Below are 16,061 nucleotides of genomic sequence, written 5' to 3' on the forward strand. Positions count from 1 at the left end.
GCCGGAGAGGCGGCCGCCCGGGGCCGCCGCCCGGCCCGCCCCGGCCGGGGAGCCTGTCGCGGTGTCACGGCCCGTTTCCGCGCGGGCGGTCGACGAGGAGAAGACCGACGGCGCCGCCGGTACCGTCGCGGCTCGGGTCGCCCCCGGGCCGGACACCCGGGCCGGTGCGGAGACGGGCCCATCCATCGCCGTCCCATCCATCGCGGTCCCATCCACTGCGGGTGAACCCGCCGTGGGTGAATCAGCCGTGGGCGCCCCGGAACCGGCCCCGTGTACGCCCCGAACCGGCCCCGTCACCGCCGCGGCCCCGGCCCGCTCGGCCGCCCCTGCCCCGACCCCGTCCAGAGGGCTGACGCCCTCCGCCCCGGTCGCGTCCGCCTCGACCTCCTCTCCGACCCCGTCCCCGGTCGCGTCCACCCGTTCCCCGATGTCGTCGCCGGTCCCTGTCTCTTCCCCGATGTCGTCGCCCGCCCCGTCCGACGCCTGCCCGGCCCCGTCCGCTCCGGCCCCGTCGGCTCCGGCCCCGTCCGTCCCGGCCGACGGCGATGCTTCCTCCGATGCCGGGACCGCCCACACGACCTGCGGGGGCACGCTCATCCGGGTCCGTGACATCGGGCGGATCATCGAGGCGCCTGGTGGTGTCATCGCCGTGCCCGTGGCCGCGGAGGTGGCCAGGGCCGCCGCCCCGGCCCCGGTGCGGACCGGCGCCAGGCGGAAGAACGTGATCGGGGCCGAGACGACCGGGTCGATCCCCGTGCACCTGCTCTTCCGGGACGAGCCCGACGCGTCCGCGCCGACGGCGACCGGTCTCCGCGGCGGCGCGGACGAGGACGGCGGCCCCGCCACCGTCGCCCTGGCCGTCCCCTTCGCCTCTCCGGCTTCCGCCCCGCCCGCGGCCCCCGCCGCCAAGGCCAAGATCCCCCAGCCCGCCCGTGCCCGGGTGCCCCGCCCGGCTCCCCCCTCCGACCCCGAGCTCGTCGAGCGGCCCGGCCCCGTCCTGCCGGGCTGGATCGGGGTACTCGCCGGTCTCCTGGCCCTCGCCGCCTGCGGGACCATCGTGTGGTGGGCGGGCGCCGTGCCGGAGCCGCTCGGGCAGCTGCTGCGTCTGCCCTCCCGTCCGTACCACGGCATCCACCTCGGACTCTGGGCCATGCTCGCCCTCGGAGTGCTCCTCACGCTCTTCGCCTTCGGCGGGCTCGGCCGCGGACGCGTCGGCCAGGCATACGTCCTGACCCTCTTCGGCGACTACCGCGGTACCGTCCGCCGTACCGGTCTCCACTGGATCAGCCCGCTCCTGCTGCGTCGCCGGGTCGACGTCCGGCTGCGGCACTGGCGCAGCGAGCCGCTCGCCGCGGTGGACGCCAAGGGCACCGCGCTCGACGTCACCGTCCTGGTCGTCTGGCGCGTCCGGGACACCGTCCGCGCCGCGCTCGGGGTCGACGGGCACGAGGAGTACCTGCGAGAGCAGGTCGAGGCGGCCATGGCCCGGGTTCTCTCGCAGCTTCCGGCGGACGCCTTCCACGAGGACGCCCCGACGCTGCGCGACGCGGAGGCCGTCGGCGAGGCTCTGACCCGGATGCTCTCGTCCGAGTGCGCCCCGGTCGGGATCGACGTGTTCTCGGCGCAGCCGACCCGGATCGAGTACGCGCCCGAGATCGCGGCGGCCATGCGGCGCCGGCGGATCGCGGCGATCGACGCGAAGCACCGGGACAGTGTGCTGACCGCCGTCGTGGACGCGGTGGACGACGTGGTCCACCGACTGACCACGCGTGGTCTGGTCGAGTTGGACGACTATGACCGCAAGGCGCTGGTCAAGGACCTGACGGTGGCGTTCTACACCGGCCGGACGGGTCCGGGAGGCGGGGCGTGAATCCCGCGATTGGTATGGACATGTTCAACTTCTGTCCATACCTTGGTACTTGGTCTAGACCGGAATAGGTACCGCATCAACCACGGCCGAACCATCCGCACGCGTGCAGCACGGGCCACGGAACTCCCCACGTTCTCCTGGAGCGACAGCATGCGCAAAAAGACAGGTGTGGCGGCGGTGGCGCTCGGCGTCGCGGCCGCCACCCTCTTCGCCACGAGCAGTGCCGGAAGCCACGGCTACACCGACTCGCCGATCAGCCGCCAGAAGCTCTGCGCCAACGGCACCGTGAACAACTGCGGCCCCATCCAGTGGGAGCCGCAGTCGGTCGAGGGTCCCAAGGGCTTCCCTGCCGCCGGCCCCGCCGACGGCAGGATCTGCTCCGCCGGACTCTCCCAGTTCGCCCCGCTCGACGACCCGCGAGGCGGCAACTGGCCCGCCACCCACGTCACCGCGGGGCAGAGCTACGGCTTCCGCTGGCAGTTCACCGCCCGCCACCGCACCACCGACTTCCGGTACTACATCACCAAGAACGGTTGGGACCGGACCAAGCCGCTCACCCGGGCGGCCCTCGATCCGCAGCCCTTCCTGACCGTCCCCTACAACAACCAGCAGCCGCCGGGCACGCTCTCGCACTCCGGGACCATCCCGGCGGGCAAGACCGGCAAGCACCTGATCCTGGCGGTCTGGACGATCGCGGACACCGCGAACGCCTTCTACGCCTGCTCGGACGTCCAGTTCTGACACCGTGTCGGCTGCTGTCCGGCGTATGACCGTGGCGGGGCTCGTACAGCGTCGGCGGGGCGACCACCGGACCGGCCTGAGGAGCCGGGACCTGGTTCTCGGCCGTCACCGGAACGCCGCCGGAGCCGTCGCGCGGGCCTCGGTGGTGGTGGAGCCGCTGCCCCGGGGTGCCGAGCCGCACCTCGGGGTGCTCCTCGACGACACGCCGGCATTCCCCCCGCGGCTGAGAGCCTGCCGGGTGGCCTCTGGCCGGGCGGTCACGCCTTGGCACGCACGCTCCCGGCGTTGCCGGGATGCCCCGGTACCTCACGGGTGGGCGCGAGCAGGTCCCGGTAGGCGTCGCTGACAGTCACGATGAGGCGGGAAGCACGAAGAAGCCCCCCGCTCACGCGAGGGGCTTCTTCCGTCTGTGCGCCGCCAGGGACTCGAACCCCGGACCCGCTGATTAAGAGTCAGCTGCTCTAACCAACTGAGCTAGCGGCGCCTGCTGACAGAGAAAATACTACCCGCTTCTCGGCGGTGCTCACGACCACGCCACTGAGGGACGCTTCCGGCCGCTCCGCGACCCGTTTCCGGCGTCCCGGCGGACTCCGGCCTTCCAGGCCCGGACGGGACCAGGGCGTCCGGGCCTGGGAAGCGGGCCTCAGATCGCCAGCGAGAGCACCACCGGGGCCGCTTTGCGGTTCAGCGTGTCCGCCGCCGAGCGCAGCCGATGGGCGTGTTCGATCGGCAGGGAGAGCGCGAGGCAGCCCACGGAGGCGCCCGCCGTCAGCGGGACCGCTGCGCACACCGTGCCCACCGCGTACTCCTGGAGGTCGAGCACCGGGACGGTCGGAGGCTGGCTGTCCAGTTTGGAGAAGAGGATCCTCTCGCTGGTGATCGTCCGGGAGGTCAGCCGGGCGATCCGGTGCCGGGCGAGGTGATCGCGGCGGCCGTTCCGGTCCAGCTGCGTCAGCAGGCATTTGCCGACCGCGCTGGCGTGCGCCGCCGACCGGAAGTCCACCCACTCGTTGACCTTGGGTGTGCGCGGGCCGTCGGCGAACTGGGTGATCTTCACTTCGCCGTCGATGTACCGGCTGATGTAGACGGCCGCGCCGACGGAGTCGCGGAGTTCGGTCAGCGTCTCCTGGAGCTTGCTCTCGAGGGCTTCGCGGCGGGTCATGCCGGACCCGAGCAGGACCAGCGAGTCGCCGATCACATAGGCGCCGTCGCTGACCTGCTCGACATACCCCTCGCGGCGCAGCATCAGCAGAAGGGACGACAGATGAGCGGTCGGCAGACCCGTCTCCCGCGCGATCTGGACGTCCGTCACCCCGCCGCCGTGCCGTGAGACCGTCTCCAGCACGCGCAGGGCGTATTGCACCGAGTGGAACGGCGCGGTGGGCTCGGGCTTCAGCGCCACGGCTTCCCCCTACCAGGTTGTGACCGCAAGCTTCCGTACTTCCGTACCACGATAGCCGTCAAGCGCCGTTTCCGGGGCGGCTGTTGGCGAGATAAATACGGCGCGGCAGGGCCGCACGCTGGGCCTCACCACCCTGGCATATGTCAGGGGCATGAGTGGGTCGAAGATTCGGTGGTCAGGGCACCGTACGGACGCTCTCGGGCACGCGTTCGGGCCGAGAAGTCGAGAATAATTCTTCGGAGAATCGGACTCGATCATCCCCGGCGGCCTGGTCCGCGCACCCCCGGGGGAATAAGCGGAGACCCCCTCCTGTTGTGGCCCGGCGTACCTCCGTCACAGCACAGAAGGGCCGCCCACGGTGAGCGACGCGATTCGAGGCACGGCACGCGGGGAGTCGCCCGTTCCGCTGTCCGTACTGGACCTGGTGACCGTCGGCAGCGGGCGGACCGCGACGCAGGCGCTGGCCACCAGTGTCGAGATCGGCAGGCTGGCCGAGCGCCGCGGCTACCACCGGCACTGGGTGGCCGAACACCACTCCATGCCCGGCGTCGCCTCCTCCTCGCCGGCTGTGATCCTGGCCCATCTCGCCGCCCACACCCGCGGTATCCGGCTCGGCTCGGGCGGCGTCATGCTCCCCAACCACGCCCCCCTGGTGATCGCCGAACAGTTCGGCACCCTGGAGGCGCTCGCGCCGGGCCGCATCGACCTCGGGCTCGGTCGTGCCCCGGGCACGGACGGCGCCACCGCCGCCGCCCTGCGCCGGAGCCGGACCCCGGACGAGGGGGCGGACGACTTCCCGCGGCAACTCGCCGAACTGACCCGCTTCCTGGACGACGACTTCCCGGACGGGCACCCGTACGCCCGCGTCCACGCGGTACCGGGACCGGTGCAGGGGCCCGCGGGCCGTCCGCCGATCTGGCTGCTCGGCTCCTCCGGCTTCAGCGCCCGCCTGGCCGGGACGCTCGGGCTGCCGTTCGCCTTCGCCCATCACTTCTCGGCCCGGAACACACTTCCGGCGCTCGATCTCTACCGCGAGTCCTTCCGCCCCTCGGAGGCGCTCGACGCCCCGTACGCGCTGATCGGCGTCTCGGCGCTGGCCGCCGAGGACGAGAAGGAGGCGCGCCGCCAGGTCCTCACCGGTGCGCTGTCGATGCTCCGGCTGCGCACCGGACGGCCCGGCCTGATACCGACGCCGGAGGAGGCGGAGGCGTACCGGTTCGCCCCGGCCGAGCGGGAGTTCGTGGACGGCTGGCTCGCGAACGTGGTGCACGGCACGGCCGACGCGGTGCGCTCGGGGCTGGACGGTCTGCGTGAGCGGACGGGTGCCGACGAGCTGATGATCACGGCCAACGCGCACGGCGGGGAGGCCCGGTCGCGGAGTTACGGGTTGATCGCGGACGCGTACGGGCTCCCGGACGGTCCCGGGTAAAACCTGGATTTCCGCGAGGGGTTGGTTCACCGTCGAACGAACCGGCCGCATAGTCCTAAGTGAACCTTAAACCGCTCGTCACCTGTGGTGGCGAGCGGCTCCGTTGTGTGCTGCATCCCTCTGACGAGGGCTTTCCTTGGCGAATTGGTCTAGTCCTCAATCTGGTTCAGACCATTGACGCACCGTTCACGCGCGGGCTATCACTGCTCCAGTTCCTGTACGGCATCACCCCCAGCACTCCCCTCGGAGGCCGCACGTGCACCCCCGCAGATCCCTTGTCGCCGCGCTGGTGAGCTCGGCGCTCGCCGCCGGTACGCTCGCCGTGACCGCCGGACTCGGCTCCGCCCAGGCGGCCGACGCCGCCACGCCCTCCGCCGGGGGTGTGAAGATCGCGTACTACGACCAGTGGAGCGTGTACGGGAACGCCTTCTATCCCAAGCACCTCGACGAGCGAGGCATCGCGGCCGAACTCGACATCATCAACTACTCGTTCGGGAACATCCACCCGACCGACCTCACCTGCTTCGAGGCCAACAAGGCCGCCGGCGACGACAACAACCCCAACGCCGGTGACGGCGCGGGCGACTCGTACGCCGACTACCAGAAGTCCTTCTCGGCCGCGGACAGCGTCGACGGCGTGGCCGACAAGTGGGACCAGCCGATCGTGGGCGTCTTCAACCAGTTCAAGGAGCTGAAGGCGAAGCACCCCAATCTGAAGATCAACATCTCGCTCGGCGGCTGGACCTACTCCAAGTACTTCTCGGACGCGGCCAAGACCGACGCGAGCCGCAAGAAGCTCGTCGCCTCCTGCGTCAAGCAGTACATCCAGGGCGACCTGCCGGTCGAGGGCGGTTTCGGCGGCCCCGGCACCGCGGCCGGCGTCTTCGACGGCATCGACATCGACTGGGAGTACCCGGGCTCGCCCGACGGCCACCTGGGCAACCACTACGCCCCCGAGGACAAGCAGAACTTCACGCTCCTGCTCGCCGAGTTCCGCAAGCAGCTCGACGCGTACGGTGCCGCCCACGGCGGCAAGAAGTACCTGCTGACCGCCGCTCTGCCGGCCGGTCAGGACAAGATCAAGCACATCGAGACGGACAAGATCGGCGCGTACCTCGACTACGCGAACATCATGACGTACGACATGCACGGCGCCTGGGACGGCGACGGGCCGACGTACCACCAGTCCCCGCTCTACTCCGGCGCCGACGACCCGACCGACCCCATCAAGCCGGGCACCGAGAAGTACTCGATCGACAACGCCATCGACTCCTGGATCGACGGCAAGCCCGCCTACGGCATCACCGGCGGCTTCCCGGCCGACAAGCTGACCCTCGGCTACGAGTTCTACTACCGCGGCTGGAAGGGCGTCCCCGCCGGCTCCGCCAACGGTCTCGCCCAGCCCGCCACCGGTGCCTCCGGCGCGCGTCCGCTCAGCCAGCAGCCCGGTATCGCCCACTACAAGGAGCTCGGCGGCATCGTCGACAACCCGGCGACCACCTTCTGGGACGACCAGGCCAAGTCCGCCTACTTCTACAAGGACGGCGAGTTCTTCACCGGTCTCGACCAGCGCACCATCCAGGCCCGCGCCGACTACGCCCACCAGCGTGGTCTGGCCGGCGCCATGATGTACTCGCTCCTCGGCCTCGACGCCGACGCCACGCTCTTCAAGCAGATCGTGACCGCGGTCGGCTCCTCCCCGACGAGCCCGACGACGCCGCCCACCACCCTGCCCACCACCCCGCCCACCACCCCGCCCACCACTCCGCCGACGACCCCGCCGACGACCCCGCCCACCGGCTGCGCCTCCCCGGCGTACGTGGCCGGCACGATCTACACCGGCGGCTCGCTGGTCTCCCACCAGGGCCACACCTGGAAGGCCCAGTGGTGGACCCAGAACGAGGAGCCGGGCACGACCGGCGAGTGGGGCGTCTGGAAGGACCAGGGCGCCTGCTGACCACCGGCTGACACTCCCACATGACCGCCGCCCCCGCCCGGATGTCCCTCCGGCCGGGGGCGGCTTCCATGCGTCCGGAGGGCCTTCCCGGCAACGCCGGCAGCGCGCGTGCCAGGGCGTGACCGCCCGGTCGGAGGCCACCCGGCAGGCTCTCAGGCCGGCAGCGGTGCCACGCCGATCAGCTCCGCGATCCGGTCCGGGGCCACGGCCCGGGAGTAGAGCCAGCCCTGACCGGTGTCGCAGCCGATGCGCCGCAGCCGGGTCGCCTGCCCCGAGGTCTCCACGCACTCGGCGGTGACGGTCAGGCCGAGGCGGTGCGCCAGCTGGACCAGCGCCTCCACGATCAGTTCGTCCGCGGGGTTGGGGTGCGCCTCGTCCTGGAAGCCGCGGACGAAGGAACCGTCCAGCTTGAGCGCCGAGACCGGCAGCCGGCTCAGGTAGGCCAGGTTCGAGTAGCCCGTGCCGAAGTCGTCGATCGCGATCTGGACCCCCATGTCGCTCAGCGCCTGCAGCGCCTGCAGCGGCCGGCCCGCCGAGCCCATCACCGCGGACTCGGTCAGCTCCAGTTGGAGCAGGTGCGGGGGGAGTCCGGTCTCCGCCAGGATGCCCGCCACGTCAGCCACCAGGTCGGAGTCCCACACCTGGCGCACAGCCACGTTGACGCTCACGAACAGCGGACGCTGCCGCGGATGGTCCTGCTGCCAGCGCCTGGCCTGGCGGCAGGCGGTCCGCAGGACCCACCGACCCAGCTCGACGATCGAGCCGTCCTCCTCGGCGATCCCGATGAACCGATTCGGCGGGAGCGAACCGAACTGCGGGTGGTTCCAGCGCACCAGCGCCTCGACACCGCGCACCGCACCGTCCGCCAGTCCCACCAGCGGCTGGTACTCCAGCGCGAACTCACCGCGCTCCACGGCCGGCCGCAACGTCGAGCCGAGCGCCTGCCGGGTCATGCGGTGCGCGTTGCGCTCCGGGTCGAAGAGCGTCCAGCGGGCCTTCCCGTCGGCCTTCGCCCAGTACAGGGTGGTGTCCGCGGCCTGCATGAGGCCCGTCGCGGTCGTCCCGCGGGCCGTTCGCTCCACCACGCCGATCGAGGCCGAGACCGACAGTCGCTGGCCTGCCAGGTCGAAGGGCTGCTGGAGCGCGGTCAGGACCGACCGGGCCAGATCCGCCAAGTGTTCCGTGCCCGCCGAGTCCTCCACCAGGATCGCGAACTCGTCCCCGCCGAGCCGCGCCACCAGGTGCCCGCCGCTCCGGCTGTACCCGTCGTTGTCCGCGCACTCCGTCAGTCGGGCGGCGACAGCGGCGAGGAGCCGGTCGCCGACCCGGTGTCCGAGGGTGTCGTTGACGGCCTTGAAGCCGTCCAGGTCGAGGTAACAGAGACCGATCCGCCCTGTTCCGCCATGCCGGTAGGACTCGTAGGACGAGCCGCGGTCCACGGCGCGGTCCCCCTGGGAACCCGCCTCCAGGGCCGCCGACAGACGCTCGAAGAACAGGGTGCGGTTGGGCAGCCTGGTGACCGGATCGTGCATCTGGAGGTGGCGCAGCCGCGCCTGGAGTTCGCGCCGGTCGCTGATGTCGGCGATCGACAGCAGGACACGACGGCTGCCGGGCACGGGGGAGATGGTGACCTCGGCCCACAGGGAGCGCCCGTCCGGGTGCTTCAGGCGGCGGGTGCAGCGGAAACGGGAGCGCCGGCCCCGCAGTACCTCGTGGTACGCGTGCCAGGTGCGGCCGTCGGAGGCGAGGTCGACGAGATCGGCCGCGGCCCGTTCCCGCAGGGCGCGTGGCTCCGTCCCGAGGAGGGAGCCGAACGCGTCGTTGGCGGAGATCACGAGGCCGTCTCGGCCGACGACGGCCATGGCCAGCTGGGCGGCCCGGAAGGCGGCGCGGTAGTCGCGGAGGCCGGCCTCGGACCGCCGCTCGCCGCTCGTGTGGTGTTCGGACTCCGCGAGGTGGGCGCCGTCCGTCCGGGGGCCGCCGTCCGCCCGCGACGCCCCGGAGACCGAAGGGTGAGGATGACGCTCCGTAGTCGGATGCGTGGGCTCCCGTGCGGGCGAGCGCTCGGTGTGCGCCGGTTGTTCGGGGGTTCCGCTCACCGCTCGCTCCCGTAGTGCAGTCGGGGCCGTACAGATGGGGTTCGGGATGGTCGACCTGGAAAGTGTGCCGATCATAGAGCCAGCCGCGGGGGCCGTTCCAGCTCCGTGACGGAGCTCCCGGCCCGCACCGGTCGTGAGCGCCCCGGCCGACCCCGCCCGGCCGATCGTTTCTGCGCGGGTCTGACATGGGGCGTCGACGACCTGACCGAATGTGACTTTCCGTGAGCTGAAGCCCGCCCGTGTCGCGTCGACCTCGTGTCGCCCGCTCACCCGACTGGGGCAGCGGAAACGTGCGAAACACCTCAAACCATCACAAGGTGGGTGAGGTGTCCCACATTCCGGAGCCGGAGGTCTACGTGAGGGGTCAGCAGACACCCGAGGGGGTGGAGCGACCGAGGCTGCGCGCGGTCTCGGCGGCGTTCACCTCCCTCGTGGCGCTCGCCGCGACCGGGCTGGTGGCGGGACCGGCCGTGGGCGCCCCCTCCGCCGGGCCCTGCGCCCTGCCCCGTACCTCCGCCCACCACTCACTGGGGCTCGACACCTGGAACGGGTCGTACCCGAAGCCCGTCGACTCCCTCGACGCGGTCATGATCTTCCTGTCCTTCCCGGACTCCACCCCGCTGACCACCCCCGAGGAACTGGCGGCGGACTACTTTCCCGGCACCGACGACTTCTTCCGGCGCGCCTCCTACGGGCGCTTCGCGCTGCGCCCGCATCTCCAGCGCGCGTGGACGCCGATGCCGCGGCCCTCCTCCGCCTACGAGATACAGCGCGACTGGGACAGCGGCCGGCGCACCGCCTACCTGCGCGACGCGGTCGCCGCGGCCGACGGGCAGGTCGACTTCTCGCGGTACGACATCGTCTACCTGGTGGCCGACCCGGACGCGCCGGGAGTCGACTCCGACGCCACGAAGGTCGTCAACCTGGAGCGCGGGCTGGACGTCGACGGCACGGAGATCAAACGCGTCGTCACCGTCTTCGAGCGTCACCCGCCGGACCGCAACGTGCTGGCCCACGAGACCGGGCACGTTTTCGACCTGCCCGACCTCTACCACCGGCCGGCGGACGGCAAGGGCGACTGGGACACCCATGTGGGGGACTGGGACGTCATGGGCAGCCAGTTCGGCCTCGCCCCCGACCTCTTCGGCTGGCACAAGTGGAAGCTGGGCTGGCTCGACCGCGACCAGGTGACCTGCGTCCGGGGTCCGGGCACCCGGGTGCTCAGCCTGGAGCCGATCGCGGCGCCGCCGGTGGCCGGCGGCACGCTCGGCAACCGCCTCGTGGTCGTCCGGACGGGCGCGGGCAGCGCGCTGGCGATCGAGGCGCGCGGCGCGACCGGAAACGACCGGGACACCTGCACGGAAGGAGTGCTGATCTACCGCGTGCGGAACGAGGCGGCCTCCGGGGACGGGCCGATCGAGGTCGTCGACTCCCATCCGCACACCGAGGCGTGCTGGGACCGCTCGGTGTATCCGCCGCTCGCGGACGCGCCGCTGGGCGTCGGGGAGACCGTCACCGTGGCGGACGCGGGGACGCGGGTCGAGGTCGCGGACCGGACCCGGGCGGGCGTGTGGACCGTGAAGATCACGGTGGGCGAGGACAGGCTCTGAAGCGTGGGCGCCCCGCCGGCCGGACTCGGAGGGCGACAGCAAGAAGGCCCCTCACCTGGGTGAGGGGCCTTCTTCGTCTGTGCGCCGCCAGGGACTCGAACCCCGGACCCGCTGATTAAGAGTCAGCTGCTCTAACCAACTGAGCTAGCGGCGCCTGCTGACGTCGTAGACCTTAGCACTCTGATCGGCGGGAGGGAAAATCGATACCCGCACGTCCGCTGCGGAGGCGGCCCGGACCGCCCGGACGCAGGCCCAGAGCATGACCTCCGGTCCGGGAAGCCAGGGGTTGCGCGTGTCGGGGGCGACGACCCAGCGGGGCCCGGAGGGCTGGAGCGGTGTGAGCGGCGGGATGGTCACGGCGTCCCCGACGCCGTGACACAGCGGGCGCGGCACGGCCTCACCCCACTCCTCCCAGTCGAGCAGGAACGGCAGCCGCTGCGCGGTGCCTGTGGCGGCGAAGAGCAGCATCCGGCCGCGGTGGATGGCCACCGGCCCGGAGCCGGGCCCTTCCGACCAGAGCCGTTCCAGCATCCGGCGCCCGAAGACCGCGTCCACGTTCACCACGTCGAAGGCGGCACCGCAGGGCAGCACCGCGGGGGCGGTGGGCCGGGCCTCCCACAGCGCGAGGGTCGACCGAGGGGAGGCGGCGGCGGAGGCGAGCCAGCCCGCGCCGGACGCCGTCACGCGAGCGATGTGATGGCGCCCCTCGTCCCGGTCCGGCAGGAAGCCGAAGGCGTCGCACCGGTCGGTGCGGCGCTCGTCGGTGTCGCACTGGGCGGGGCTCAGGGGGAATTCGTCTCGCAGCCATGCGCTCATACCGCAAGGTGTACCGGGAGTGACGATTCGGTTTCCGAGGGTTGAGGAAATCCGGACAGGACGACTGCGGAAGGGGTATCTTTCGCCCCGGCATATGCCCCTCGGCATCGCCGCGGGCGTTCGCCCGGGGCCCGCGCAGGGCCGTGACGGCGGTCGCCTCCCCTTGCCGGGCCGTCCGGGCCGCCCGGTCGTCCCCCGTCCCGGGCCGTCCGTGATCCGGCCCGACCGTGCTCAGTCCTCCGCCGGACCGCTTCCCGTGCGGATCAGGTCGCGGCCGAACTCGATCATCTTCCGGGCGTAGTCCTCGGTCCACTGGGCCCGCTCGGCGACGTCCGCCGGTGTCAGCCGGTCGAACCGGCGGGGATCGCTGAGCTGCGCCGCCGCGATCGCCTGGAACTCCACGGCCCGGTCCGTCGCCGCGCGGAAGGCGAGCGTCAGCTCCGTCGCCCGGGACAGCAGCTCGCGCGGGTCCTCCATCGACTCCAGGTCGAAGAAGTGCTCCGGGTCGGCGGTCGCCTCGGCCGGCTCGAAGACCAGCGGTGCGGGCCGGAGCCGCCGCTGGTCGTTGCACTCCGCGAATTCCGCCATCGTTCGTCTCCTCCTCGCACGCACACGGCCCGGACTCCCGGGCCGCCCTTCCATTGTGGCGCCTCCGCGCAAGGGGGCCTCAATCGTCCAGGCCGCGCAGGAAGGCCGCGAGGCCGTCGAAGAACTCCCGCTCCGTGTCGACCCGCCGGGCGTGCCGGGCCGCGTCGACCGTGTGCGGGAACTCCTCCGGCGACAGTGCCGTTATGGCGGCTGTTCCCGCGCCGGACAGGGCTCCCAGGTGTTCGAGCTGGATCGCCCCGATCACGTACGCGAGCAGCCCACGCAGGGCGACGACCCGGCGCTCGCCCGCGATGCCGGCCTCCGCCAGCAGTGCGAGCACCGCCTCCGACCAGCGCAGCACGCCGGGGGAGCGGTGCCGGTGGGTGACGGTCAGCAGGATCACCCCCGGATGGGCGCCGACCGTGTCGCGCAGGCGCCGCACCAGGACCGTCACCCGGTCCCGCCACGGCGCCTCCGGTGCGGGCGGGCTGGTGTCCACGGAGCTCAGGACGAGTTCGACGACGAGCCCCTCGAGCTCGTAGCGGTCCGCCACGTACCGGTAGAGCGCCATGGTGCTCATGCCGAGTTCCTTGGCGACGGCGCGCATGGACAGACCGGCGTGCCCCTCGCGGTCGAGCACGGCGAGGGCGGCGGAGGCCAGCTGGGTCTGGGTGAGGGAGCGGGGGCGTGGCATGGCGTTTGACAGCGTACGGTATACGCCTAACCTGTAGGTGTACGCCGTACTCTTACGTGAGGGGTGTCCCATGAAGCTGCCCGGAAGGCAGTTGGAGCCCGGTTCCGCGGCCCCTGTCCGCGCGCTCGACACCGTCGGCGGCGCTCGGGTCGCCGTCACCGATCCGGAACGGCTGGTCCACCTCCAGTTCCGGCGCTTCGCGGGCTGTCCCGTCTGTCACCTGCATCTGCGGTCGGTGGCGCGGCGGCACGCGGAGATCGAGGCCGCCGGGATCCGCGAGGTGGTCGTCTTCCACTCGCCGGAGGAGGAGCTCCGGCCGCACCTGGACGACCTGCCGTTCGCCGTCGTCGCCGACCCCGGGAAGCGGCTGTACGCCGCCTTCGGTGTCGAGTCGTCCTCGCGGGCCCTGCTGAACCCGCGCGTCTGGTGGTCCCTGCTCCGGGCGGTGACGCTCGGCGCGGTGGCGATGCTGCGAGGCCGGCAGCGGCCACCGGTGACCCGCCCGAACGGGGGGCGGCTCGGCCTGCCCGCCGACTTCCTGATCGCGGGAGACGGCCGGGTCGCGGCGGTGAAGTACGGCGAGCACGCGGACGACCAGTGGCCGGTCGACACCCTGCTCTCCCTCGCGGCCCCCCTCACCGGCACGGCCGCCGCCCGGTCCTGAGAGCCTGTCGGGCCCGGCCGTCCGCCGACCCGGCCCCGGACCGGATTCCGGGGCGCGGCGCCGGGGTCAGGGGGTCCAGCCGACGCGGTGCTCGGCGAGGTGCGAGAGAACCGTGTGGTTCGCCTCCCAACCTTCGGAAAACATGATCACCATGTAGCCTCATTGGAAGTAGCTGGGGACTACGTAGGGGGTAACGACATGTCGTACCGACCGTCACCGGGTACTCGTGTCCTGAAGATGCGGCGGATCAGCCGGGACTCCGAGGACAGTTCTGCTCTGACGCGTCAGGCTGAGGCCCTGGATGGCGTGGCCGCTGAAGGCCGGTTCGATGTGGTGGGGGACGTAGAGGACTCGTTCATCTCGGGTGCGGTCCGTCCCGAGGAGCGGCCTGGCCTCGGCAGGTGGATGCGTGAGCCGCTCTGGTACGAGTGGGACGCGATCATGGTCACCTCTCTGGATCGCATCACTCGCAACCAGACGCACTGGGAGATGTTCGCGGACAAGTGCTACCAGGGCGGCAAAGACGTCATCTGCCTGGACGACCCCGCGCTGGACATCACCCCCGGCAATGGCCGGATGATCGCCTACATCAAAGCGACGCAAGCGCAGGAGTACCGGGAAGCCATCGTGCAGAAGCGCCGGAACCAGACTCAGTACTACCGTGATGAATCCCTGTGGGGTGGTGGTACTTGGCCCTTCGGCTACCGCCCGGTGCTGACGGAGTACCAGGGCAGGCAGCGCTACAAACTGGTTATCGACCCCGTGACAGGGTCCCTGATCCGTGAGGCGTACGAGCGAATCGGCGTCCAGGGGTGGAGCATGAGTCGCCTCTGCGAGGACTGGAACAAGCGGGGTGTCCTCACGTCGCAGGACTACCAGCGGAGCGTGAACGCAGGCGAGAAGAAGGCCGGCGTCAAGACGGCCGTCAAGGGAACCAGGTGGACGACTTCCACCTTGGGGAAGATTCTGAAGAAGCCGATCCTTCAAGGAATCGCCATGCATAAGGGTGAGCCGCTTCTTCGTGACGGCATTCCCGTGCGGTGGGCAGATCCAATCCTCAGTGATGAGGAATTCGCCAAGTTGCAGGTAGCCGTTACCGCACTCGGTCGGCATCGTGCGGGCATCAAGTCCAACGCATCTCCGATGGCGGGTGTTCTCCGCTGTCCGTGCGGAAAGAAAATGTATGAGAACAGCTCGGTAGGGAAGCTGAACACGGGAGAGATTCGGCCCCACAAATACTTCCGCTGTTCCTCGTGGTCCAACGGCAAGGCGTGTGAGTTCTCCGTCTCCTGGTCACAGGATCACCTCTACGCCATGGCGGAGCATGCATTCCTCGCCAAGTTGGGGAATGAGGAAATCATGGAACGTCAGTATGTCCCAGGTAGGGATAACAGGAAGCAGATCAAGGAACTTGAGCGCGCCATCGACAATCTGGCGCAGTCAATCGCCTTGGCCGCTTCCCCTGCCGTGGTCTCCTCCCTGACCGGGACGATGGAGCGGCATGCAGCCAACCTCGAAGCGCTCATGGGTGAACCCTTCGTGCCGGGGCGGTGGGAGGTCACCAGCACCGGCCAGACCTACGCCGAGAAGTGGTCCACCATGAGAGGTTGGAAGGAACAGGGGCCCTTCCTTCGCGAGGCTGGCTTTCGACTCTTCGTCTGGGGGCACCCCAAGGCGAAGGGGCGAGACTTGGCTGTTTATGTCATCTCTCCGAATGATGTCGCCGAGAGGGCCAGTGGCGCTCTGGCTGGATCTGTTGAGCCGAGTGACGAAGAAGCGTGGAATCTCGAAGCTTTGAAAATCTTCAAAGAAGTCCTGGAGGTGGAGATTGGTCAGTTGAGGGTTAGTTCCTCTTGACGGACCGATCCCCTTCTTCGGGTGGGGGACCGGTTTCCCACTACTGGGACCCTGGTAGTAGATATATAACCAACCGCATAAATAATGTACGTGTCCTCTTGGGGCATCCCGGACAAAGCCTCAGTGAATGAGATGGGGATCACAGGGTCAAAGCGAAGGAGGCGCAAGTGAGACTCCTTGCTCCTGGCCCCTCAGGGATGATGAATCAGAGAAGGGCCCTGAAGGCCCCTCTGGCGACCCCGGAGCGGCCCTGAATCCCTGAAACCCGTACGGGATTCGGGGACGGCTCTCCGTGCGGTTCTCGTCGGGGCGGACCCGATGCGTTACCCCCAGG

General features: G+C 70.6%; 12 protein-coding genes and 2 tRNA genes. 7 read left to right on the forward strand and 7 right to left on the reverse strand.

Annotated features, from left to right (window positions below; translation table 11 throughout):
- Positions 1-457 precede the first annotated feature (457 nt).
- Positions 458-1,870 (forward strand): SPFH domain-containing protein, encoded by a 1,413-nt coding sequence (locus OG393_RS20725; RefSeq protein WP_327376159.1) that lies wholly within the window; start codon positions 458-460, stop codon positions 1,868-1,870.
- A 150-nt stretch (positions 1,871-2,020) separates the two neighbouring features.
- The gene (locus tag OG393_RS20730) at positions 2,021-2,611 is read left to right on the forward strand and encodes a lytic polysaccharide monooxygenase auxiliary activity family 9 protein (RefSeq protein WP_327376160.1); all 591 of its coding nucleotides are present in this window, start codon (positions 2,021-2,023) and stop codon (positions 2,609-2,611) included.
- A 410-nt stretch (positions 2,612-3,021) separates the two neighbouring features.
- Here OG393_RS20730 and OG393_RS20735 read toward each other — a convergent pair.
- Positions 3,022-3,095 (reverse strand) — tRNA-Lys (locus OG393_RS20735).
- Between the two features lie 159 nt (positions 3,096-3,254).
- Positions 3,255-4,013 carry an IclR family transcriptional regulator gene (locus OG393_RS20740; protein ID WP_327376161.1) on the reverse strand — a complete coding sequence of 253 codons (759 nt, stop codon included), beginning with the start codon at positions 4,011-4,013 and terminating at the stop codon, positions 3,255-3,257.
- 358 nt (positions 4,014-4,371) lie between these two features.
- Between OG393_RS20740 and OG393_RS20745 the strand changes: the two genes are divergently transcribed.
- Positions 4,372-5,442: an LLM class flavin-dependent oxidoreductase gene (locus OG393_RS20745; protein ID WP_327376162.1), complete on the forward strand. Its 1,071-nt coding sequence runs from the start codon at positions 4,372-4,374 to the stop codon at positions 5,440-5,442.
- 256 nt (positions 5,443-5,698) lie between these two features.
- On the forward strand, positions 5,699-7,399 hold the full coding sequence (locus OG393_RS20750; RefSeq protein ID WP_327376163.1) for a glycosyl hydrolase family 18 protein: 1,701 nt from the start codon (positions 5,699-5,701) through the stop codon (positions 7,397-7,399).
- A 152-nt stretch (positions 7,400-7,551) separates the two neighbouring features.
- Here OG393_RS20750 and OG393_RS20755 read toward each other — a convergent pair whose 3' ends face one another.
- Complete coding sequence (locus tag OG393_RS20755) at positions 7,552-9,498, reverse strand: putative bifunctional diguanylate cyclase/phosphodiesterase (RefSeq protein ID WP_327376164.1); 1,947 nt, start codon at positions 9,496-9,498, stop codon at positions 7,552-7,554.
- Between the two features lie 326 nt (positions 9,499-9,824).
- Between OG393_RS20755 and OG393_RS20760 the strand changes: the two genes are divergently transcribed.
- Positions 9,825-11,108, forward strand: a complete 1,284-nt coding sequence (locus tag OG393_RS20760; RefSeq protein ID WP_442817338.1) for a M6 family metalloprotease domain-containing protein — start codon at positions 9,825-9,827, stop codon at positions 11,106-11,108.
- Positions 11,109-11,188: 80 nt separating this feature from the next.
- Here the strand turns inward: OG393_RS20760 and OG393_RS20765 are convergent.
- The 4 genes from OG393_RS20765 to OG393_RS20780 form a co-directional block, all read right to left on the reverse strand.
- Positions 11,189-11,262: transfer RNA gene (locus OG393_RS20765), tRNA-Lys, on the reverse strand.
- Positions 11,253-11,924 carry a bifunctional DNA primase/polymerase gene (locus OG393_RS20770; RefSeq protein WP_327376165.1) on the reverse strand — a complete coding sequence of 224 codons (672 nt, stop codon included), beginning with the start codon at positions 11,922-11,924 and terminating at the stop codon, positions 11,253-11,255. Before OG393_RS20770 ends, OG393_RS20765 begins: the two co-directional genes overlap by 10 nt.
- 231 nt (positions 11,925-12,155) lie before the next feature.
- A complete protein-coding gene (locus tag OG393_RS20775; protein WP_327376166.1) occupies positions 12,156-12,512 on the reverse strand; it encodes a hypothetical protein in 357 nt (118 codons plus the stop codon).
- A 79-nt stretch (positions 12,513-12,591) separates the two neighbouring features.
- Entirely contained in the window at positions 12,592-13,206 is a 615-nt protein-coding gene (locus tag OG393_RS20780; RefSeq protein ID WP_327376167.1) for a TetR/AcrR family transcriptional regulator, read from the reverse strand.
- Positions 13,207-13,276: 70 nt separating this feature from the next.
- On the opposite strand from OG393_RS20780, the gene OG393_RS20785 reads away from it, so the two are divergent.
- Positions 13,277-13,870, forward strand: a complete 594-nt coding sequence (locus OG393_RS20785) for a peroxiredoxin-like family protein (protein ID WP_327376168.1) — start codon at positions 13,277-13,279, stop codon at positions 13,868-13,870.
- Between the two features lie 237 nt (positions 13,871-14,107).
- Entirely contained in the window at positions 14,108-15,727 is a 1,620-nt protein-coding gene (locus OG393_RS20790; RefSeq protein WP_327378500.1) for a recombinase family protein, read from the forward strand.
- Positions 15,728-16,061 lie beyond the last annotated feature (334 nt).

The sequence above is a fragment of the Streptomyces sp. NBC_01216 genome (assembly GCF_035994945.1).
GTDB lineage: Bacteria > Actinomycetota > Actinomycetes > Streptomycetales > Streptomycetaceae > Streptomyces.

Bases quoted from the DNA above. Each gene is read 5' to 3' on its own strand.
- OG393_RS20725 (WP_327376159.1), top strand. From the start codon at position 458: ATGTCGTCGCCCGCCCCGTCCGACGCCTGCCCGGCCCCGTCCGCTCCG.
- OG393_RS20730 (WP_327376160.1), top strand. From the start codon at position 2,021: ATGCGCAAAAAGACAGGTGTGGCGGCGGTGGCGCTCGGCGTCGCGGCC.
- OG393_RS20770 (WP_327376165.1), bottom strand. From the start codon at position 11,924: ATGAGCGCATGGCTGCGAGACGAATTCCCCCTGAGCCCCGCCCAGTGC.
- OG393_RS20775 (WP_327376166.1), bottom strand. From the start codon at position 12,512: ATGGCGGAATTCGCGGAGTGCAACGACCAGCGGCGGCTCCGGCCCGCA.
- OG393_RS20780 (WP_327376167.1), bottom strand. From the start codon at position 13,206: ATGCCACGCCCCCGCTCCCTCACCCAGACCCAGCTGGCCTCCGCCGCC.
- OG393_RS20785 (WP_327376168.1), top strand. From the start codon at position 13,277: ATGAAGCTGCCCGGAAGGCAGTTGGAGCCCGGTTCCGCGGCCCCTGTC.
- OG393_RS20790 (WP_327378500.1), top strand. From the start codon at position 14,108: ATGCGGCGGATCAGCCGGGACTCCGAGGACAGTTCTGCTCTGACGCGT.